The 21,290-nt window shown below is 49.6% G+C and carries 13 protein-coding genes; 7 read left to right on the top strand and 6 right to left on the bottom strand.

From position 1 onward, the window contains the following. A partial coding sequence (locus tag WG89_RS32990; protein WP_172806884.1) for a transposase occupies positions 1-158 on the bottom strand: 158 nt, incomplete at its 3' end. 287 nt (positions 159-445) lie between these two features. Between WG89_RS32990 and WG89_RS21635 the strand changes: the two genes are divergently transcribed. Both WG89_RS21635 and WG89_RS21640 read left to right on the top strand, forming a co-directional pair. Further along, positions 446-937 (top strand): peptidylprolyl isomerase, encoded by a 492-nt coding sequence (locus WG89_RS21635; RefSeq protein WP_062269713.1) that lies wholly within the window; start codon positions 446-448, stop codon positions 935-937. Next, positions 938-1,669, top strand: a complete 732-nt coding sequence (locus tag WG89_RS21640; RefSeq protein WP_062269715.1) for a UDP-2,3-diacylglucosamine diphosphatase — start codon at positions 938-940, stop codon at positions 1,667-1,669. A 132-nt stretch (positions 1,670-1,801) separates the two neighbouring features. Here WG89_RS21640 and WG89_RS21645 read toward each other — a convergent pair whose 3' ends face one another. Continuing rightward, on the bottom strand, positions 1,802-2,128 hold the full coding sequence (locus WG89_RS21645; protein WP_342669271.1) for a GIY-YIG nuclease family protein: 327 nt from the start codon (positions 2,126-2,128) through the stop codon (positions 1,802-1,804). A gap of 171 nt (positions 2,129-2,299) precedes the next feature. Then, entirely contained in the window at positions 2,300-2,926 is a 627-nt protein-coding gene (locus WG89_RS21650) for a MiaE family protein (protein WP_062269720.1), read from the bottom strand. Between the two features lie 307 nt (positions 2,927-3,233). On the opposite strand from WG89_RS21650, the gene WG89_RS21655 reads away from it, so the two are divergent. From WG89_RS21655 to WG89_RS21675, 5 genes are all read left to right on the top strand, one after another. Then, positions 3,234-4,094: a universal stress protein gene (locus WG89_RS21655; protein ID WP_062269722.1), complete on the top strand. Its 861-nt coding sequence runs from the start codon at positions 3,234-3,236 to the stop codon at positions 4,092-4,094. Between the two features lie 467 nt (positions 4,095-4,561). Then, positions 4,562-6,727, top strand: a complete 2,166-nt coding sequence (locus WG89_RS21660; RefSeq protein ID WP_062269724.1) for a type I secretion system permease/ATPase — start codon at positions 4,562-4,564, stop codon at positions 6,725-6,727. 2 nt (positions 6,728-6,729) lie between these two features. Next, positions 6,730-8,127 carry an HlyD family type I secretion periplasmic adaptor subunit gene (locus tag WG89_RS21665; RefSeq protein ID WP_062269726.1) on the top strand — a complete coding sequence of 466 codons (1,398 nt, stop codon included), beginning with the start codon at positions 6,730-6,732 and terminating at the stop codon, positions 8,125-8,127. Positions 8,128-8,228: 101 nt separating this feature from the next. Beyond that, positions 8,229-17,663 carry an Ig-like domain-containing protein gene (locus WG89_RS21670; protein WP_062269728.1) on the top strand — a complete coding sequence of 3,145 codons (9,435 nt, stop codon included), beginning with the start codon at positions 8,229-8,231 and terminating at the stop codon, positions 17,661-17,663. A gap of 94 nt (positions 17,664-17,757) precedes the next feature. After that, on the top strand, positions 17,758-18,030 hold the full coding sequence (locus WG89_RS21675) for an HU family DNA-binding protein (RefSeq protein ID WP_062269730.1): 273 nt from the start codon (positions 17,758-17,760) through the stop codon (positions 18,028-18,030). A gap of 131 nt (positions 18,031-18,161) precedes the next feature. Here WG89_RS21675 and WG89_RS21680 read toward each other — a convergent pair whose 3' ends face one another. The 3 genes from WG89_RS21680 to WG89_RS21690 form a co-directional block, all read right to left on the bottom strand. Then, a complete protein-coding gene (locus tag WG89_RS21680; RefSeq protein WP_062269731.1) occupies positions 18,162-18,491 on the bottom strand; it encodes a helix-turn-helix domain-containing protein in 330 nt (109 codons plus the stop codon). Between the two features lie 128 nt (positions 18,492-18,619). Beyond that, positions 18,620-19,849: a glycosyltransferase family 9 protein gene (locus WG89_RS21685; protein ID WP_062269733.1), complete on the bottom strand. Its 1,230-nt coding sequence runs from the start codon at positions 19,847-19,849 to the stop codon at positions 18,620-18,622. Then, on the bottom strand, positions 19,846-21,096 hold the full coding sequence (locus tag WG89_RS21690; RefSeq protein WP_079253977.1) for a GtrA family protein: 1,251 nt from the start codon (positions 21,094-21,096) through the stop codon (positions 19,846-19,848). The genes WG89_RS21685 and WG89_RS21690 overlap by 4 nt, the downstream gene beginning before the upstream one ends. Between the last annotated feature and the right edge of the window lie 194 nt (positions 21,097-21,290).

Here is a 21,290-nt window from a genome sequence, read left to right on the forward strand (position 1 = left end):
TTACAAGAATATCTCTGTCTGTCAGGCTGTGAATCGTCCTTGCCTTGGCGGGTTATGTCTGAGCTGGCACAGTGTGGGCATTTCACCCCGTCAGGCCAGCGAATCTGGCGTATCTGTTCAAAGCACTTGGCGTTGTCGAGGAGGTCATAAAGTTTCATGACACTTTTGTACAAGAAAACGTCTTCTATTCATAGTCAAATAACTCGTCCTCAACCAGCTCCCCAGAATCCATTAAGAGCCAAAGTTAATTGGACTGATAAGGCCCGTATAAGTTCCCTGTTAAGCCTCCAACTACCCATGAATCACCCTGACAGAAGGTTTCACGATCATGACGCCATCAATCTTGGTGCTTTATTGCTCCCAGACCTTTTACACCAGCCTCATAACCACCTAAAATTGCAGGCTTCCCGTTCGCGGACCATTAGAAAGAGATTACGGTAACCCTATGGTTGTACTGCATACCAATTTTGGCGACATCAAACTGGAACTTGACGCCGAAAAAGCCCCCAAGACGGTGGCCAACTTTCTGGAATATGTGAAAAACGGCCAATTTAACGGCACCATCTTTCACAGGGTCATTGACGGTTTCATGATCCAGGGTGGCGGATTTGAACCGGGTATGGTTCAAAAGGACACTCAGGCTTCCATTGATAACGAAGCAGATAATGGCCTGAAGAATGCGGTCGGCACGATTGCCATGGCCAGAACTATGGATCCACACTCAGCTTCATCTCAGTTCTTCATCAACGTTTCTGACAACCACTTCCTGAACCACACATCCAAGACCCCGGACGGCTGGGGTTACTGCGTATTTGGTCAGGTCACCGAAGGTATGGACGTAGTCAACAAGATCAAGGCCGCCAAAACCACTTTCCGTGCTGGCCACCAGGACGTTCCCGTTGATGACGTGGTGATTGAGTCTGCGGAAACCGTTTAAATGAACCTACAGTTCATTTCTGATCTGCATTTAACACCAGAGCGCCCGGACATTGTCCGGGCGTTCACATCTTATATGCAGGAACAGGCACCAAAGTCGGATGCACTCTATATTCTCGGTGACTTTTTCGAGTACTGGGTAGGCGATGACGCCATGGAACCTTTTCACCATGACATCGCCAGACAGCTGAAAGCCTATACCGACTCAGGCAAACCACTGTATCTGATGGCCGGTAACCGGGACTTTGCCATTGGCAAAGACTTTCTCAAAATGACCGGTGCCATCTGGCTTAAAGACCCCTGCACGGTGGACATTAACGGTGAAAAAATCCTGCTGATGCATGGCGATCTGCTCTGCACCGGTGATCAGCAATACCTGCGTTATCGAAAGATTATTCGAAATCCTCTGGTATTGGGTTTGCTAAGACTGAGCCCGCTTAGCTATCGGCTCAATCTAGTGCAGAAAATTCGCAGCAACAGCAAGAAAGCCAAGTCCATGAAAACACTTGAGATCATGGATGTCACACAGGCAGAAGTGATCAGAATCATGGAGCAGTATCAGGTGAAAACCCTGATTCATGGTCACACCCATCGTCCGGATATTCATGATGTTCCTCTAACATCAGGATCCGGCAAAAGGATTGTGCTGGGTGACTGGGATAAAAAGGGCTGGGTGCTGACAGCCGACGAGTCGGGGTTGAATATGGAAGCTTTTGATATACAGCCCTCATAGAAATGTGGGCACTCGACTAACAATACACTGCGAAACTAATTCCGTTCATACTGAACATGAACCCATTCCGCTCACCCTGAGCTTGTCGAAGGGCGCAAAGTCTGAATTTTGGCATTGTGTCCTTCGACAGCCTCAGGACGAACGGGTGGTAGATTCCGCCAAGCGAGAAACTTCATCCCAGTCACCCTTAATCATGGCCTCTTTCTTTTTCCTGCTCCAGCCCTTAATTTGTCGTTCAGACTCTAATGCTTCAGCACGAACTGGATAAGTTTGGTGATAAACCAGTTCCACAGGTAATCGATTTGCGGTGTAACAACTCACAAATGCTCGTGACCTATGCTGGAAAAGCCTACTCTCAAGATCCTCAGTATGTCCTGTGTAATAACTGCCATCAGAACACTTGAGAATATATACAAAAAAAGCCATTTTTCTCCCTTGCTCTCTGATCTTCCGGATCATTGTCGAAGGATGCGGTTAATACACTTCGACAAGCTCAGTGCAAACGGTATGGAGTTTAGCGCTCAGACATACCCCGTTCATCCTGAGCTTGTCGAAGAATACTGGCAATGCACTTCGACAAGCTCAGTGCGAACGGTATGGCGTTTAGCTGAACTAGGAGTCTGAAGGTTCTCAGGCTGAAGCTGGCACACCGCTATGAAAACGAAACGCTTCATCAGCCGACTCAATTGCTTCCCGCTCCACTTCCGCAAAGAAAGCTACACGCTCATCAATAGACTCATCCGAGACACTCTCAGCCAGAGTCAGATAATCCTTGAAGTGGCGGCCTTCAGACTTGAGCAGTGACAGATAAAACTTCTTGAGTTCCTCATCAAGGTAAGGGGCCAGCTTGTGAAAACGCTCACAGGATCGGGCTTCGATATAAGCACCAATGATCAGAGTGTCCACCATACGAGCGGGTTCCCAAGTCCTGACATGTTTTCTAAGGGCACCCGCATAACGGGATGCCGACAGAGGTTTGTAGGGAATGTCCCGTTTTTTGATGATGGCCAGCACCTGCTCAAAGTGCCTCAGTTCCTCACGGGCAAGGCGGGACATTTTATTCAGCAGCTCAAAATGTTCGGTATAACGATACATCAGGTTCAGCGCAGTCGATGCAGCCTTTTTCTCACAATTGGCATGATCTACCAGCATTATGTCCTGATTTTTCAGGGCTTCGGAAATCCATTCATCCGGAGTTGCACAGGGCAAAAAAGCATCCAGTTCAGGAAAGAGTTCGGCCAGGCTCTGGTCACTCATTATTTATGTCTCTAAATCAGCCATGAGCAAAAGAAATATTTACAGCCCTTTGGGGATGAAAAAATTTCACGGTAAAAAACCGCCCTACCTTACCGTCTAAGCAGCTGCCTGTCATGAGTTCTTGTCTCTATCCCTTTGCTTTTAACGTCTACACGACAATTAAGTTAATAAGTTAATAATATTGATGCAGATCAATTTTTCGCTTCGTGCTATTCAGTACGATGAAGTTAGCCTATAAGAAAAAGCAGTATGAGCTTAGCCCCCCTCAGGGGTTTTGAATGACCTTACGCATAGAAAGGAGCAGGCCATGCAAGGAATACAACGCATACTTGTGATTGTTGATACCCGCAAAGCCCGTCATGTCGCATTTAATCGAGCCATTCAGCTGGCCAAAGCCACTCGATCCAGCCTTCATCTTCTGGCCCCTAACCCCAAGCCTGATACTGCGTCTGCTGAATTACTGGGTCACCTCAGTCAGGAGGCTCGTTCCCAGGGAATAGATGTCACCAGCCAGGAGCTCTGGAGAAATAACCTGCTGGAAACCATTATTCATGTCCGTCAGATGGAAAGAAGCCACCTGGTTGTGAAGGATTTCCGTCAGGAAAGCTTTCTGGAAAAACCTTTTTCAACCCCTACCGATTGGGCTTTGCTGAGAAAAAGCCGGGTGCCTGTTCTATTAGTACGGCACGATCGTCCCTGGGAAAAAGAGCTAATGCTGGCGGCCATCAACGCCGATCCGGATGATGCTGACCACCAGCAACTGAACCTGGCCATTATGGAGAACGCCAAGTCGGTGACTGGCTATTTTGATGCTGAGCTGCACCTGGCTTCTGCCTACCCCACCATCATGCTGGCTATGCAGGATAAAGGTGACGGTATGACCGACAAGGATCGCTATCTTCAAAACTGCCAGCACTTTGCAAAAGATTACGGTGTTGCGGAGAGTGCCATTCACCTGGTGCCCGCTCCGGCTGAAACCATGATCCCGGATCTGACTCGTGAGCTGGCAGCCTCCTTGCTGATTATGGGCACCAATGCCCGCTCCGGACTCAGCGCATTGACTCTGGGCAACACCGCCGAGCAACTGGCCAGCAACATTGACTGCGATCTTCTGGCGGTTCAGTCCAAGCATCACATGCTGCCCCTGGAGCGTGAGCTGGAAGCCTGAGAATTAACTGCTTGAATGCTACTTTCTGCAATACCTTTTTGAGGATTGCAGGAAGTAGCCATGGCACAAAACTTATCGTGGAATGGTTTTGTGCTCTCCTTCCCTACCCCATATCGTTCGCACTGACGCCTGTTGAGTTTCACAGGCTCCCGTCATGCCTTGAATCACAAAGCAAAGTTTGCCTGCCAGAAGTTGCGCAATAGCCAAAGCCGACTATTTTTTTAAAGCCATAACACGACGTGAGAACAGTAGAAGGATCTTTGGGGATCTCTCCCTCAGGCAATCCGTTACAGCTCTATGAATTGAAGATATTCCTTACTAACCGGACATAGAGAGGTCCACAGGTGGGGGTTATCAGGAACTGTTGGCAAAAATTCTGGTCATAGAACGAGAGTCTTGTACCTAGCCTTTCGTCCATCGGTGCATGCTCACAGAACAATTGAATCGACAAGGAACCAGTACTCTCCATGCATGAAGGTGAATTTAGCCCTGAATCACAGGCATCCCTTAAGAGCCGGGCACAGGTTCAGAGCCCATTGCTCGAATGCCTGTTGCTGCTCTGTCGTCACTACAAAATATCTGCTTCCAGTAGCACCCTGACCGCCGGTCTTCCATTAGATAATGGCCAGATGAATGAACCTCTGTTCATCCGCAGTGCCGATCGTGCCGGACTATCAGCCAGACATCTGCAGATCAGTCTTGAGCAGCTGACACCTCTGGTGCTCCCCGCTATTTTGCTACTGAAAAATAATAAGGCCTGCCTTCTTACTGATCTGGACCACGAGAAAGGTTCTGCCCGAGTCATCATTACTGAAAGTGGCTCTGGCAGTGAAGAGATTCCTTTGGCCACACTGGCAGAGCAATACACAGGAGAAGCTCTGTTTGTTAAGGAGAAGCACCGCTATGACGAACGAACTCCACGCACGCTGAAGCTCCCTGAACGACACTGGTTCTGGGGCACCTTGCTTCGCTCAAAAAAAATTTACCGCGATGTATTTATAGCTTCCATCGTCATTAATCTGTTTGTCATCGTCAGCCCGCTGTTCGTGATGAATGTTTATGATCGGGTAGTTCCCAACAACGCCGTTGAAACCTTGTGGGTGCTGGCTATTGGTGCCAGCGTGGCCTACCTGTTCGATTTTCTTCTGAAACTGGCAAGAGCCTATTTTATTGATGTGGCGGGCAAAAAATCCGACATTCTGCTCTCAGCCAGCATGTTTGAGCAGACCATGGGCCTGCAAATGGCTTCCCGACCGGTTTCAGTGGGCTCTTTTGCCCGGCACCTTCAGGAATTTGATTACATCAGGGAATTCATTACCTCCTCAACGGTCGCCACTCTTGTTGATTTACCTTTCTGTTTATTGATTCTCACGGTCATTGCCCTGCTGGGCGGCCCGATTGTTTTGGTTCCCATTGCAGGTATGGTCATCATTGCCATCCATGCACTTTCCATACAGCCTGCCTTGAGGGCGGCCATTGAGAACACCCAGCGTTCCAGCGCTCAAAAACATGCCACCCTGGTTGAGAGTCTCACAGGAATTGAAAGCATCAAGGCACGGAGCGCTGAAGGTGAGCTTCAACACCGCTGGGAAAAGCTCTCCGGCCATATTGCCAAGTGGGATATCAAGACCCGGTTTCTAACCGTATCTGCTTCTACGCTGTCAGCTTTCATCATTCAGTTAGTGACCATCGGGATTGTGGTATACGGTGTTTATCTGGTGGTTGATCAGGACCTGACCATGGGGGGGTTGATTGCCACTGTTATGCTGTCAGGTCGCTGCCTGACACCTGTCGCCCAGCTATCGTCTTTATCAACGAAGTTTTATCAGACACAGTCGGCATTGAATGCCCTGAACAAGGTGATGGATCTGCCTGTGGAAGAGCAGAGCCATGACAGCAGTCTGAAGGCACCGGACATAAAAGAAAGCATTGCCTTTGACCAGGTCAGCTTTGCCTACCCAAACCAGCATGGACAGGCCATCGGGGACGTATCCCTGACCATCAAGGCCGGTGAGAAGGTGGCCATTATTGGCCGAATCGGTTCCGGTAAAAGCACCCTTCAACGTTTGCTGATGCGTTTCTACACCCCCACTGCTGGCAGTATTCGCATTGATGGGCTCGATATTCAGCAGCTCTCACCCCACGAACTAAGAGACCGCATTGGCTACGTTTCCCAGGAAAGTCAGCTCTACTTCGGCACGGTCAGGGACAATATTGCCCTGGGTGCAGGGTATGTTGAGGACGAACAGGTTCTTGCTGCTGCTCGATTATGCGGAGTGACCGAGTTTACTGACCGTCACCCCAAGGGATTACAGATGCCTGTTGCCGAGCGGGGAGCCAACTTCTCCGGTGGCCAGAAACAGAGCATTGTGCTGGCCAGAGCCCTGCTCACTCAACCCAACGTTCTGCTCTTTGACGAACCCTGCAGCGCTATGGACAGCCTGTCGGAACATTACTTCCGGGAACGTCTGAGAACCCTTGCCAAGGACAAGACCCTGATCATGACGACCTACAAGTCCAGCATGCTCGACCTGGTGGACAGAGTCATTGTCATGGACAACGGACGTCTTCTGGCTGATGGCCCCAGGGACAAGGTTCTGGAAGCCCTGGCCCAGGGAAAAACGGAGTTTTAACCATGAAAATAGTGACCCATATCACAACCGTCAGGGAAAAAGTCGTCACCCTCTGGAAACAATGGAAACAATCTTTACAGGATTATAAGAGAGAGCAGTTCAGCCTCGAATATATGCCCGACACCAGCGCTGCGATCCTTATGCAGACCCCAAGGGGCGGCCGAATCCTGATTTACCTTTGCGTGCTGACCATCGTGGCTTTTCTGATCTGGGCGGCTTTCGCAAAACTGGATGAGATGGCCAGAGGCAGCGGCAAGGTTGTGCCTTCTACCCGTGTACAGATCATTCAGAATCTTGAAGGCGGCATTATCTCCAACATTTATGTCAGTGAAGGAGATAAGGTCAACTCAGAGCAGCCTTTGATGCAACTGGACAGCACCCGCTTTCTGTCTCTTTACAGAGAATCCCAGGTTGAATACCAGAGCCTGAAAGTGGCGGGCTTACGCCTCAAGTGTGAAATTGATGAAACGGAACTGCTGTTTGGCGGGGACGTAAACGACAGCCCCCAGGCCGTGGAAAGGGAAACCGCACTATTCAACAACCGTCGTGCAGCACTGAATAACGAGCTGGGTGTTGCAGAAGAAAAAATCAAACAGAGCCGCCACGAGCTTAATGAATTGAAATCGCGACGTAACCATCTGGAAAACAGCCTCAAACTGGCCACTCGGGAACTGGATCTGACTCGCCCTCTGGCCAGGGATGGAGCGGTTTCCGAAGTTGAGCTGCTTCGTCAGGAGCAACGCGTCAATGAACTCGCTGGCGATCTCGATGCCGCCAGACTCGCCATTCCAAGACTGGAGTCAGTCATGGAAGCAGCCTTGAAACAGTCCGCAGAACTGAAACTACAGTTCCGACAAAAAGCCATGCAGGAGCATAAAGAAAATACGCTTCGGCTGGCGCAACTCGAAGAAGTATTGACTGCCCATCAGGACCGTGTGGATCGAACTCTGGTTCGCTCCCCGGTATCCGGCACCGTCAAAAAGGTCAATCTCAATACTCTGGGTGGCGTAGTCCAGCCTGGGATGGATTTGATGGAAGTCGTGCCACTGCAGGACCAGCTGCTGATCGAAGTCCAGATTCGCCCGAAAGATATTGCTTTTTTAAGGCTGGGTCTGAACGCCATCGTCAAGGTCACTGCCTATGACTATGTCATTTATGGCAGCCTCAAGGGCACCGTGGATCACATCAGTGCCGACACGATTCAGGACGAAAACGGCCAGAGCTTCTATATTGTTCGGGTCAGAACGGAAAAAAGCCATCTGGGCACTTCCGAAAAGCCGCTACCGATCATTCCAGGAATGCAGACCAGCGTAGACATTCTTACAGGAAAAAAATCGGTTCTGGATTATTTGCTCAAACCCATCATCAGAGCCAGACATTCCGCTCTGCGAGAGGCTTGAGCAAAAGACTTTTATTAGAGTGAGCCTGAAATCAGAGCCACTCAAGACTCCGTTTCAAACATTTATTTTTTAACGCCGACTTGAATTTGCTGAGGTATCCGATGGCCAACGAAGATTCAGCAGTAACCCCTACTGTTACCGTTGTCACCGCTCGAGGTGTGAAGGACCCTGACACCGGACTTCCCATTGAACTGGCAAAAGGCACCACTTTGCCACTGAGCCTGCCCCTGGAAGTCGTACCGGGCGGTAGCCTGACAGTAGAGCTTAACGGCAAGCTGCTTCAGATCACGGAACCCGGCACCATGACACTGGGCCAGCACCTGAAAACAGCTGCCACCATTGCCCCGGATGTCACCACCGAAGTCATAACCGAAACGATTGTCGAGCCGGAAGAGCCCACAGCAGAACAGAAAGCCGCTATGGCCAAAGCGGCCAAGGTTTCATCGCCCAGTGATGCCGGTAGTATTGAAATGCCGGCTGTGGTTGAAGTTGATCAGCTGACAGCACTGCCTGAATCCAGTGACAGTCAGATCACGCAATTGCTGAATGAAACGGCCGAGGCCAGGGCCACTCGTGCAGAACTGGATCAAAAGGAAAAAGATCAGAAAGAAGCTGCTGAGAAAGCATTGGCGGAGCCCAGTTACACGACTCAAGCAGCCATTCCTGCCACGCTGCTGACACCTGCCAAACCGGCACCAGCAGCTGCTGTAGCCCCCCCGGAAGTACCCAAAGTCACAGCTATTAACCCCGACAGTGGCGTTCAGGGTGATGGTATTACCCGACACTCTGATCTGGACGTTGAAGGTACTGGCAGACCTGGCGATCTGATTCGCCTGTTTGTTAACGAAGAAGCCACTCAAAAAACGACAACTGTCGATAACAAGGGCAACTGGATCATCAGCTGGCAAGCTCCGGGAGAAGGTCAATTCGACTTGTCAGCCAAAGCCATCGCAGGTGGTATGACCAGTGATGCGTCTGAGCCCATGCACATCACCGTGGATCAGACACCTCCCAGACATGAAATCGAGACACCAGAGTTCACTGTCTATAACCTCTCCCCAGTCGAAATTTCGGGCACATGCACACCTGGTTTACAGGTTGCCATTACCCTGGATGGCAAACCAGCAGGGTATTTCCAGCCCACCGAAACGGGTGAATGGACACTCGACCTGCCCTTGCCTGCAGAAGCCCATGGTGATTACGTTTATCAGTTCACCATCACGGATGCAGCGGGTAATGCCACCACCCGTGATGTCACTGTTCGTTCCATTACCGCTGTTTACGATGTCAAAGTATCTCCGGACTCAGGCAAAGAAGGTGATGGCATCACCAATGCTGAAAACATAACAGTCTCTGGCAAATGCCCACCGAACAGTACTGTCTTTCTTCAGTACACCACTGACGGGTCGCCTCAAACCAGTCAATACCCCTGCTCTCCTGAAGGAGAGTGGACAAGTGAAAGCATCCACCTGCCTGCAAATGCTGTCTATCCGTTTGCGGCCAGGGTCAAACTGTCTGACGGCAGTTTTTCAAAGCTGGTCGAGTTCCATGTTGAGCGCGACTCAAGAGCTTACCTGCAACTTGAAATTGACGATCCTTTCTACACCAATATCAACCCTCCTGTTATCAAGGGTGAAGCAGAAGCCAACTCTCACATTACCGGTGAATTAAGTCAGCAGGGATCCGTCAAGGCCAGGGCAGAAGTCGATGTTAACAGTCCTTTCAGCCTGCACTTCAAAACCGTTGACTCACAAACCTCCAGACTGCCCGACGGCGATTATGGCCTGAAAGCTGTTCTGACCGACCGGGCAGAAAATACTGCAACCCAAACCCGAAAACTGGTATTGGATACTGTTGCGCCTGACACTCCAGACAAATTGACGGTAGAAGCAGCAGGTGTTCAGCCACTGGATGATGGCTTTCAGGTAAAGAGCTTCACGTTCACTGTTTCTGGTGTAGCTGAACATGAGGGCCACATAGTTCGCCTTGAACTGCCCAATGGGCAGGTTTATGACCATGTCAAAGCAGGCAAAGATGGTGTCTGGTCTCAACCGGTTTCTGTGTCATCTGAAGGCCGTTATGTCATTAAGGTCTTTGAAACCGATCTGGCCACTAACTCTACTCCCCAGCCAGGCTCTGTCACTGTTGCTGTAGAAGGCGTTCCTCTGCAAATTTTAGGTGTGGCGGATCAGGAAGCCACGGCTCAACTGAAGACAGACGACACTCTGACTGTTCGGTTCAACCTGAACAAAACAGCGGTGGTGTCTGACTCAGGAGAGATTACCTGCAGACTGAACCTTCTGAACAAGGACAACACGGTCTTCAAGGAAGTCACTGCAACACTGGATCGTGACGCGACGGATTCAGCCAGCAAGCAGTTGGTATTCAGCTACAGGATCGCCAGTGGTGACCATGCTGAAGGCGTTGAGGTTGTTTCCAACTCTCTGGTAATGACAGATGAAGCTGCCATTAAATCCACACTGGGCACACCCCTTCAAACAGATTTTGAGCAGGCCACTCTGGCTGGTCTGCATATTGATGCTATAGCGCCTAATACACCTGTCATTCTTTCAATCAGTCCGGACTCAGGCAACAGCGACAGTGATCTTAGAACCAATGTCGAAGAGTACTCCCTGAAAGGCCAGGCTGATGCAGGGTCAGAAGTACTGCTGTTTGACCATGGTGTTGCCCTGACCCTGCCTGAAAAAATCATTGCGTCTGAAGGCGGATTCTGGGAAGTTCTCATTGAAGAGGCTAGCAAGGAATACACTGCCAGCTATACCGCCCAGTGCAGGGACAGTTTTGGCAACCTCAGTGCCTTGTCAGCCGCCAAAGAGGTGATCGTAGACCAGGTCAATCCACACCTCGTGTCTCTGGAAGGTACAACAACCAGTACAGCCACCTCACTTAAAGCAGGCACTGAGGTCACTTTCAAGCTGGTCTTTAATGAAACCGTCCAACTGACTGGCAAGCCCGTTCTGAACATTAAAGTCGGTGACCAGGTTGTTCCGCTGGAGGTTAAAGCCGAAGGTGATGACCTGATTGCCCTGTATACCGTACAGGAAGGCTTTCAGGACTCCGATGGCATTACCGCTCATTCTTTTGTATTCACTTCACAACAGCCGGGTGCAGAGGGGCAGCCTCCTGCCACTGTTAACCTTGGCCTGATTACTGATTTATCAGGAAACCCTGCTGAAAGCGATCTCGAAAGCCTGCAGAATACACATATTCTGATTGATGCGATCACACCTGAGATTGTTATTGATCCACCCAAAGCGACAGCAGACGCTCAACCTGTTATTTCAGGTACCTCTTCAGAGCCCCTTAGCCAGCTCGAACTTTATGTTGAAGGCAGCAAGGTGGACATTGAAGAGGTTCAACTTGAGGCCAATGCGTGGTCAGCAAAACTGAGCCAGCCACTGGCCACTGACAAGCATTACTCACTGAAAGCGGTGGGTCTTGATAAAACCGGAAATGAAGGGGCTTCTGAACCGGTTGACCTACATATTGATGCCTCTCTTCCCTATGTATCCATTACTTCCCAACCCTACAGCCATAGTGCGAATCTGGTCATTGAAGGGATCAGTAACATTCACAACGGGAAGGTTCAGCTTTCCCTGAATAAAGGCCAGTTCACTGATCTGGATACCGACGCACAAGGTAACTGGCAATACACCGTTACAGCTGCAAGTGAAGGACTCTATCAGGTTGAAGTCACAGCAACAGGTGAGAATAAACTCAGTGATACCGCCAGAATAGAAATAACTCTGGATAGAACTGCGCCTGTTTTCGTGAGTGAACTGGGAGAGATTTTCACCAATAACCAGCCTGTCTTTTCCATGAAATTGGATACAGAGGCTGATTATCTTAAAACTGTCTGGTTAGCAGTCAATAACGAAACCGTACTTGCTACCTACAACTCTGCGACAAAATCCTGGGATGCCACTCCCCTGACGCCTCTGATACAGGGCGAACAGAAGATTATTTTCCAGGCGGTTGACCTTGCAGATAACGAGGGCCGCTACGAAAAAATCATCCATGTTGACTCTTTAGCACCCTACATTGAACTGGATCAGTCTTGCCTGAGTGCACCGGCCCTGACACCGGTATTCTATGGTCATGGTCAGAATGGCACCAAAGCAAAGCTGCTTATAAAAGACAAGGTATCCGGTGACACACTGGACTCACTGAGTCAGACTGTTTCCCAGGGCAGCTGGAAAGTCACAGCGCACAAAGCACTGCCTGCCGGTGATTACACCGTTCAACTTACAGCAGAAAAAGAATTCAGTGACGGTCAGACACTGGTCAGCAAAACCGTTGAGTTTGATCTTGCCCTGCAAGCTCCACCTGAAACAACGCCTCCTGCTCCAGATCAGGACCTGTTACTCACGCTGGACGCGATAAAGCCCTGGCATAACCTTAAGAAAGCGGTATCCCTATCTGGTCAGGCAAAAGAAGGCAGCCTTGTTTCTGTCACAATTGACGGCCATGACATGGGGGAAGTCACTGCTGCCCCCAATAATACCTGGCAAATGCCTCTCAGCCCTGAGCAGCTCTCTGTTCTGAAAGACAAAGAGGGTGCTCAGGATATTCTGGTACAGGCTCGGCTTGATAAAGCCGTCGCCGAAGTTAAGAATGTTCTGTTTGGGGTAGATACCACTGCGCCTGAAATCACCTTGAATCCCCTTGAGGTTTCAGGTTCAAAATACACGTTCAGTGGTACTTTCTCCGAACAGCACCCCTATTCTGAAGCCATCAGAGTCCTGGTCATTGATACCCGCAAGGACTCCCAAGACCCATCCAACTACATTCGTCTGACCCCTCAGTTAAAGGACGGTCTCTGGAAAGCGGAGTTAGACGCCAGTGACCTGCCTCCGGGCGACAAGTACCTGCTCATAGTCAAAAGTAAGGACAAGGCAGGCAATGACACGACTGAAAAGCAAACATTCAATATTGAAACCGCTGCCGAACCCACTCCGCCTGAGCCAGCAACAGGCCTTGAACTAACGCTTGCTCAGTGTCCTGACTGGATCAACTTACAAAAGCCGTTCAAACTGTCAGGCTCCGCCAAAGAAGGCAGTCAGGTCAGTGTCGCCATTGCCGGCCATGATTTCGGCACAGCCACCGCAGACACCAATAATGTCTGGAAACTGGATATCTCTCCGGAATCACTTCAGGCCGCTCTTTCCGGTCAGGAAGGCGTGAAAGACGTTCTGGTAACGGCCTCCCTGGGTGAAGATAAAGACAGCAAACAGGATCAGGTGGGCATCGACACCACCGGACCTGTCGTTACCCTTGACAGTTACACGACCACTGCCACTCATCATGAGTTCACCGGTCACATCGAAGAAGCCCATCCAGCCAAAAAAGGCTTAAAACTGCATCTGGTTGATATGGAGAAAGGCTCCAGCGACCAGAGCCATTACATCAAGCTGACCCCAAAAGTTGAGGGTAATCAGTGGACTGCCAGCATCGAGCACAGGGAAGCTCTCACACCGGGTGATCATTATCTGCTGCTGGCCAGTAGCAGGGATGCAGCCGGCAACGTGTCTTCCAATAAATTACGCTTTGATCTCAAAGTTCCAGAAGTTAAAGCACCAGAGCCTACTGAAACACCTGAACCAGCAGCTCCAGTCGCCATCAAACTGACTCTGGATCCCCTGCCCCAACTGACGAATCTTGGCAAGTCCTTGTCGATTTCCGGCCATGCTTCGTCTGGCAGCGTCGTTGCTGTGGAGATTGGAGGGCAGTCACTGGGCTCTGCTACGGCCAAGCCGAACAATACCTGGGAACTGCTGCTCAGTCCGGAACAGCTGAAAGGTCTGCCCGATGGATCACTGAACGTTGTTGCCAGCACACTCCTTGATGGTACCAGAAGCACTGATCAGGCTACCCTTGTCGTTGATCAGTCAATGCCGTTGCTGACACTAGATACCCCGATCTGCACACAAGAGACACCGGTATTCACGGGTACCATTGAAGAGCCCCACCTGGCTTCTTTTGAAATCCAGTTGCTCAACGGTGCCGGTCATGTTCTGGATACTCTGGTAGTCACTTACCCTGAAACAGGTACCTGGAAGGCAACAGGTACCCAGCCACAGCCATCAGGAGATGACTACCAACTGACCTGGACTGCCACTGATCAGCTGGGGCAGAAAAACGTTAATACACTGCCTTGCGCTATCCAATTTACACCAGCGACTGAAGAACCAGAATCACCCGTTGATCTGGGACTGACTCTGGGCAAAGTCCCTGAATGGATCAATCTTCAACAGTCTGTGACCCTTTCCGGTACAGCTAAAGAAGGCAGTGCCGTCCGTGTTGCCATTGCTGGTCAGGATTTTGGTACTGCGACTGCAGGCAGCAATAACGCGTGGCAGAAGGAGATTACTCCAGAGGATCTTAAGACCCTTCTGACAACCGGGGAAGGTCTGAAGGAAGTGCTGGTTCAGGCTTATCTTGGTAAAGATTCTGCTACTGCCAATGGTCAGCTGGGCATCGATACTACGAAACCCGCCATCACTCTCGATAACTATACAACCTCTGAAACCCATCACGTTTTCAGTGGTAGTTTCACTGAGGCCCATCCTCTAAAAGCAGGTATGCGGGTACGCCTTTTCGATTCAGGGAATGACCCCAGTGACAAAAGCAAGTACCAGCTCCTTGAAACCAAGATGCTGGATGAGCAGCACTGGCAAGCCCAGATCAAACACAGTGATGTCCCACCACTGGTGGAGAGTTATGGTCTGCTACTCAAGAGTCAGGACAAGGCCGGTAACGACTACTCCAAAAAAGAGCTTTTTGAACTAAAACCTCTTGTCGAGACCAGGAAACCTGCCATTGAAGTTGAAATCACTGCGGCACCGGCTGTCAGTGCATTGAATGAGAAGTTTGAAGTTTCAGGAACCGCCAAAGCGGGCAGCACCATGGCGTTTGAGCTTGGCTCACTGAAGCTGGCACTGGCACCGGTTGTAGGTGGCGACGGCCTCTGGAAAGTCACTTACGCTGATATTCCTGAGACAGACCGCACATCTCTGCCCGAAGGTCCTTTGACATTCAAAGCCATAGCTTCTCTGGAGGGTCATGAGACCTCTGCCAAAGAGCAGTCAATTGTCGTCGATCGTACTAAACCCGAGATAACCATTGATCATGAAACACTGGTTGATCCTGAGCAGAAGTTTACGGGTACCTTCACCGAGGACCACCTCGAAGGCATCAGTGCAAAGCTGGTTGCCAGCGACAATACAGAGTTACCGCTGCAGGTGACTTGGGAAGGAAACAAGTGGACAGCCATTGGCCAGCACAGTCTCGCTAAAGGTAATTTCCAGTTTCATATCACGGTAACAGATCAGGCTGGAACCACCCATACAGCAAAAGAAGAGTTAAAACTGGTTGCTGCTGAAACGCCAGAAGGCCCGTTAGCCCAGGCCATCCTGGACCCGGCATCTCTGGCTACAGAACAGACAACGCCTGTACTGCAGGGAACCCTCTCGGATATTAATCATGAGCATCTTCAAGGACTGACCCTTGAACTGGTTAACAAGCAAACCAGTGAGAGATTATCTCTTCAGGTAGAACCTGAAGAAAACTGGAATGTTCAGGTGCCTGAGGCGTTGAAACAAGGCAGTTATACCGTCACTCTCTATGCTCTGGATAAAAACAACCAGCACACAGAACTGGCTTCTGACACTCTGGACGTGTTTGGCAAAGATCATCTCTTCACCCTGGTGGAAGCGCAAGGCGCAAGCCTGATTGATGGCAATCTCTTCCTGCCGCTCAATAGTCAGAACAAAGTTGAAGGGAAAGTTACGGTAAAAACCATTCCCGACTCTGATCTGAAACTGATGCTGGTCAACCCTTCCAAAGGGGCAGGTAATATCCCTTCACCCGATGGGCAACCGGTTAAGACCAACAAATTTGGTAAAGCCACCTTTGACCTGTCTTCCATGCCAGCAAGTCCTGGAGGCCTTTATACAAGTGGCTTCACAGTCAAAAGCCCGGGCAGTGAAAGAGGCAGAGCCGATGTTTTCTATCTGGCCATGTCACCCATTCCTGTCTATCACTACAGCTTTAATACCCAGACCAGTGCCGATCTGACAACCCAGTTCAGATCCCTGACCTTTGGACAATACAGTCCGATTGAAGGCAGTATGCCTGCTGTTGCTGGAACCTTTGGGGCAGGCGTTCAACTGGGTCACGGTCATCTGGTCAATAGCGGCCTACCCGATATTCTCAAAGGCGACTTTACTGTCTGCGCTGACCTTCAGCCTTCCCCGGATTCATCAAACTTCACCCTGATGGGTAGACCTGATGGTCTGATGATTGGCCTGATAAACGATAAGGGACAGATAGGCGTATCTGCTGGAAAACAGGCTGTCTTTTCCCATTCCATCCTCGGACAGGATGTACCCTTCCACCATGTCTGCCTTTCCCGATCTGTAAACCCGGAGGGAACGCAGAGTACGGTAGCGATTGCCGTCGATGGCAAGATGGAAGTAGAGAATGGAAAGCTGGATCACCCGAATGGTGTCAACACAGATATTACCGCCATCGGTGGTTACCTTGATGATGAAGGCCATATCATTGAAGCGGAAGGTAAACTGGACAACCTGAAAGTCTTCAATGAAGCCAACAGAATGGTCGATGCTTCATCGGATCTTTATGTGGTCTGGAGCTGCCCCGACAACGGCAAGTGTGCCCAGAACGAGTATCTGCCGTTGGGCCAGGAAGCTGTACAAATGAGTTCACTGAGTCAGGGCGGTGACCTGTACATTGAATTCGCGGGGCTCAGAGCAGCCTCGAATAAAGGTTACACTTTCAATGCAGAGTTTGATGTTCGTTTTAATGGACAGCCCGTTACGGCCGACGCGCAGTCACCGGGATTATTCAAGTTAACCGGTGTCAGTGCTGAAAACCTGGGCTCACTGGAAATCAGACCCAGTAACCCCGATTCCATTTATCTGAATGACGGGGGCGACTCGATTAAATCCTATGGCTACACCGTCAAAATGGCGACCAGTCTTGAAGGTCTGAACCATCCGGAACTGACCGTCCGATTGGATTCTGATCGTCTTGAGACCAGTGGCAAACTTCACAACGTCCTGTCTCTGCCCGGCTCACAGGTGGTGATGCATTACCATCAATCTGCGAACCCCGAGGATAAGCCAATGAGGGGTGAAGAACTCAACAGACCGATTCAACAGGATCACTTCCATGCGGTCGAAGGGGGCAAAGTTGCTAACTACGACCCACAGCATGACATCATTGATCTCAACAAGTTGTTAAGCGGTGAACATAAGGTACCTTCCGGTGTCCAGGAACTGGCTGCCCTGCTTTGCACCCGGGAAAAAGCCGGTAGCGAAGGCCTGATTGATCAGGTACTGATTCGCCATAAGGAAAATGCTGGTGACAGTCACTGCGATTGCCACTCCAAAGACGATCCGGCTTATACCGTCAACCTGCTGGACCCCATGCATCAGCCACTTCTGGTTGTGAACTATGACGGTCTGCAACATGACCTCTATCCTTCTTCCTGAGTACGTCTGATACCCGGGACTCCCGTCGCCCACCCGAAATCGCTTCGGGTGGGCATTCTTTCTCACCTACAGGTAATTATTGTCGAGACGAGCTATGAACAAGAAAGAACTTGTTGAACAGGTCGCGGAACAATCCAACCTTTCAAAGAACAAGGCAGAGCAAGCAGTCAATGCCTTTATCCAGAACACTCAGGACACCCTCGCAAAAGGCGATATCGTGCAACTGATTGGGTTTGGAACATTCTCCGTGGTGGATCGAGCGGCTCGCAAGGGCAGGAATCCCCAGACAGGCCAGGAAATCCATATTCCGGCCTGCAAGCTGCCTCAATTCAAACCCGGGAATAAATTGCGAGATGTGGTGAAGTAGTCAGCCGCTTCCAGCAATGAACATTTGGGTCACTTCTCCCAATTTCATTCATGCCCTATCAGGACAAATACCTGCCATGAAATAAAAAAGCACGGTCTTTGTCCTGATTTCCGCTGCTGAAGTGTTGAAACTCAGGCCATAGCCTTCATAACGTTGAGAATGGCTCTTTTCTTTTTCAGATTCATTCGATTCAGCGTTCTGATGATTTCATCATCCACTTTGGTGTCACAGATGGTATCTACCGGAGCCGACAGATACTGATTCCCTCGACCTGTTGCCAACCATTCAAATGAAACTTCCAGTAACTCAGCCATTTTTCTGAGATTCTCAAGGCTGGGACTGCTCATCTCGGTTTCCCACTGTGCCAGAGCACTTCTGGAAACGCCGATCAAATCAGCCAGGGCTTGTTGAGATAAACGCTTTTCCTTGCGTGAACGAAGGATCCTTGTTGTCAGGTTCATCCTTGAACTCTCATAGATAATCGGAAGAAAGATATCTTATTAAGATTTAGTGTAACACAAGCTCTGGTAATGACCGGTGGCAATTAAAGATTCCTTTCTCCCATCCACCTACATGAGCGCTTCCCCTCTCAACCCGCTTTCATAATCAACCCTGATTGATCCAGGGCAGGCCTGATAACTTCAAGGACATGACTGGGCTGGATCGCCTTCAGACACTGATTATCAACGCAGCTGGTTTTCCTGTGGTTACCTGCACTGACACAAGGTGAGCAAGGTAAACCGGCATATATAGGGGTGGAATTACCCAATGCACCATAGAGCGCCGGAGTTTCGGGGCCGAAAATCACGAAAGTCTTCAACTCAGTAACAGAAGCAAAGTGAGGCGGCCCTGAATCATTGGACAACATAAGTTCTGACAGTGAGTAAAGTGGCACCAGCTCCCTGAACTCAAACACTCCTGCACTGTTCAGGCATCTCTCACTGTCTGTTCGTTCCTTTAAAACCTGAGCTTCTGCCCGTTCACCAGGAGCACCAGTGATCACCACCAGAATATCGGAATATTCTGCCAGCAGGGATTGAATCACCTCCACATAGCGATCCTGCATCCAGCGCCGCTGAGGGAGCAAATCACTGGCGTTAGGGTTCACCAGCACCAGACGCTGCTTACCTGGCTCAAAATCACTGCAAATCGACTTGAGCTTACCCACTACGGACTCTTGCAGACCTTCATCCACTTCTGCTCTGGCCAGCTTAATTGCTTCGTCGAAACCATCCTTTTGATAGGGCTGATGTGGGTTATTTTGAGAAGCTCTCACCAGAGTCATGAAATTTCGGGAAATATGGGTGTGGGGGTTATACATCACAGGGTGCGTTAAATGGTCACCACGATACAGCCCTTCTTCATGAACACGGTCAAATCCTGCCCGGTTATCAGCGCCACTCAAACGGCTTAGAATGGCTGTAAACCGTGAGAACAGTTCCAGATCAATAACTGAATCAATGTTCTTCTTGCGGCACCAGATTAAAAACTTGAGACTGCTGATGGCCAACGTAAAAAGATTGTCTGGCTTAATCAGAAAGACATTGTCCTTCTCAATGGTGTTTAACAAATGAAGACTGGCAACATTCTTATCAAATATAACGAAATGCAGTGTTTTGCCCTGCTCTTTTAACCAGCGCATGGCTGGGTCGGCAAGAATAGCACTGCCCATTTCTGACAATTCAATGAACAGTACGTTTTTGGAATTCGTATTCTGATTTCTACGAAGCCTGTCCATTGGCCAGAAAATCAATCTCAGTAGAAAACAAATGGGCACTCCGGCATAGCGATCAACCCATCGCATGGTATCCACTTTCACAGGTTTGCCCCCTTGGCAATATTGGACTGCCGTCCTGCAAATACAAAAACAGTGGCAATGGTGAAATTAAAGAGCATGCCTGCCATAACACCGGTTATTAGCGCTAACTGTTTGTATTCCATAAAGAAAGGTATGAATGTCGTTAATAAATAATAAGTGCCCCAGTTGGGTAAAAAACTGACCAGACACATGCTCAGGTATTTACTCCACTGCTTCAGCTTTTTCTCTTTGGGCACATGTGAAAAGGTAAAAGTTCGGTTCCAGAACCAGTTCCAGCTCGCCGCCACCCAGTAAGAGCCCCCACGAGCCAGCAAATGAGGCACGCCAAACCATTGACCCAGTAAGGTATAAACCCCCATATCCACCAGGAACCCACTGGCACCGACCATACCGAACTTGGTTAGCCGCTGCCCCAGCACAAAGCCTTTATTCATAAGGGTTCCAGGCTTCTTCAAATGAGCTTCCAGCTCATCTTTATAGAGTGACACTGTGCAACGGAAGCAAAGCACCAGGGCCAGAAATGACAAAATGAATTGAAAGTAGAGCACCGGTGCTTCAGAGCGATAACCATTGTCATAAAAAGGTAAGACAGCAACACACAGCAACCCGAGTAAAATGAACGCAACCCGGCTTTTCAGTCCAGAGACCATTTTACTGGCCAGATAATCCCCAATAACTACAGAAAGAATCCCCACCCAGGCACCCAGAAAAATATCGAAGGGCCAATGAGCTCCTACTACCACTCTCGACAATCCGGTCAGGCTGGAAAATAATAAAACCAGCCAGCGTATTTGGGGTTTTAAATAGAGGCACGAAAGTCCAACCAAAAGAAAAACCGTTCCGGTGTGCCCCGAAGGCATGGTATCGGTTTTTAATACGGGACCCAGAACATTCACAGCATCCAGACCCAAAGCACCCACCGGTCTTAATGAAGGCAGCAGTGCTTTGCCACCATTTAAAAGAACAGCACCCACCAGCATGGTTAAAATAACCGCCAGTTGTTTATCAGGCTTTTTATAGAAGAGCAGCATGGTCAGCGGGAATAGAAAAAATCCGTCCCCGAGATTGGTCAATAAAATCCAGAAAGTCGCACCCGGCCATTCACCGCCCCAGCTATTCACCTGATAGAAAACAGAATGATTTAGCGCAGTGACTGAGAGCAAAGCCACAAAGGGAAGCAAAAGGTAGCTAGCTTTATAGATCGTTGAGCGAGACCGACCAGAATCTACTCCGAACAATTCGGACATTCCTTAATAACCTCGAAACCTATCTAAACAGCTTTTAGCGATGGAATTATTGATTCATCCTTTAAGGATGAAAATTTCAAGCACTAAAAACTAAGTTACAACAGACAGCAGAATATGCAAAGACAGTATAAAAAGGTTGATGTGAATCAAATGTGAAATGAGAGCAGTATAGACACTCTGAAAGGCAAAAAAGT

This window comes from Endozoicomonas arenosclerae (assembly GCF_001562015.1).
Classification (GTDB): Bacteria; Pseudomonadota; Gammaproteobacteria; order Pseudomonadales; family Endozoicomonadaceae; genus Endozoicomonas_A; species Endozoicomonas_A arenosclerae.

Coding starts and splice junctions, on each gene's coding strand:
- WG89_RS21665 (WP_062269726.1), top strand. CDS start 6,730: ATGAAAATAGTGACCCATATCACAACCGTCAGGGAAAAAGTCGTCACC.
- WG89_RS21650 (WP_062269720.1), bottom strand. CDS start 2,926: ATGAGTGACCAGAGCCTGGCCGAACTCTTTCCTGAACTGGATGCTTTT.
- WG89_RS21655 (WP_062269722.1), top strand. CDS start 3,234: ATGCAAGGAATACAACGCATACTTGTGATTGTTGATACCCGCAAAGCC.
- WG89_RS21670 (WP_062269728.1), top strand. CDS start 8,229: ATGGCCAACGAAGATTCAGCAGTAACCCCTACTGTTACCGTTGTCACC.
- WG89_RS21660 (WP_062269724.1), top strand. CDS start 4,562: ATGCATGAAGGTGAATTTAGCCCTGAATCACAGGCATCCCTTAAGAGC.
- WG89_RS21635 (WP_062269713.1), top strand. CDS start 446: ATGGTTGTACTGCATACCAATTTTGGCGACATCAAACTGGAACTTGAC.
- WG89_RS21645 (WP_342669271.1), bottom strand. CDS start 2,128: ATGATCCGGAAGATCAGAGAGCAAGGGAGAAAAATGGCTTTTTTTGTA.
- WG89_RS21680 (WP_062269731.1), bottom strand. CDS start 18,491: ATGAACCTGACAACAAGGATCCTTCGTTCACGCAAGGAAAAGCGTTTA.
- WG89_RS21675 (WP_062269730.1), top strand. CDS start 17,758: ATGAACAAGAAAGAACTTGTTGAACAGGTCGCGGAACAATCCAACCTT.
- WG89_RS21690 (WP_079253977.1), bottom strand. CDS start 21,096: ATGTCCGAATTGTTCGGAGTAGATTCTGGTCGGTCTCGCTCAACGATC.
- WG89_RS21640 (WP_062269715.1), top strand. CDS start 938: ATGAACCTACAGTTCATTTCTGATCTGCATTTAACACCAGAGCGCCCG.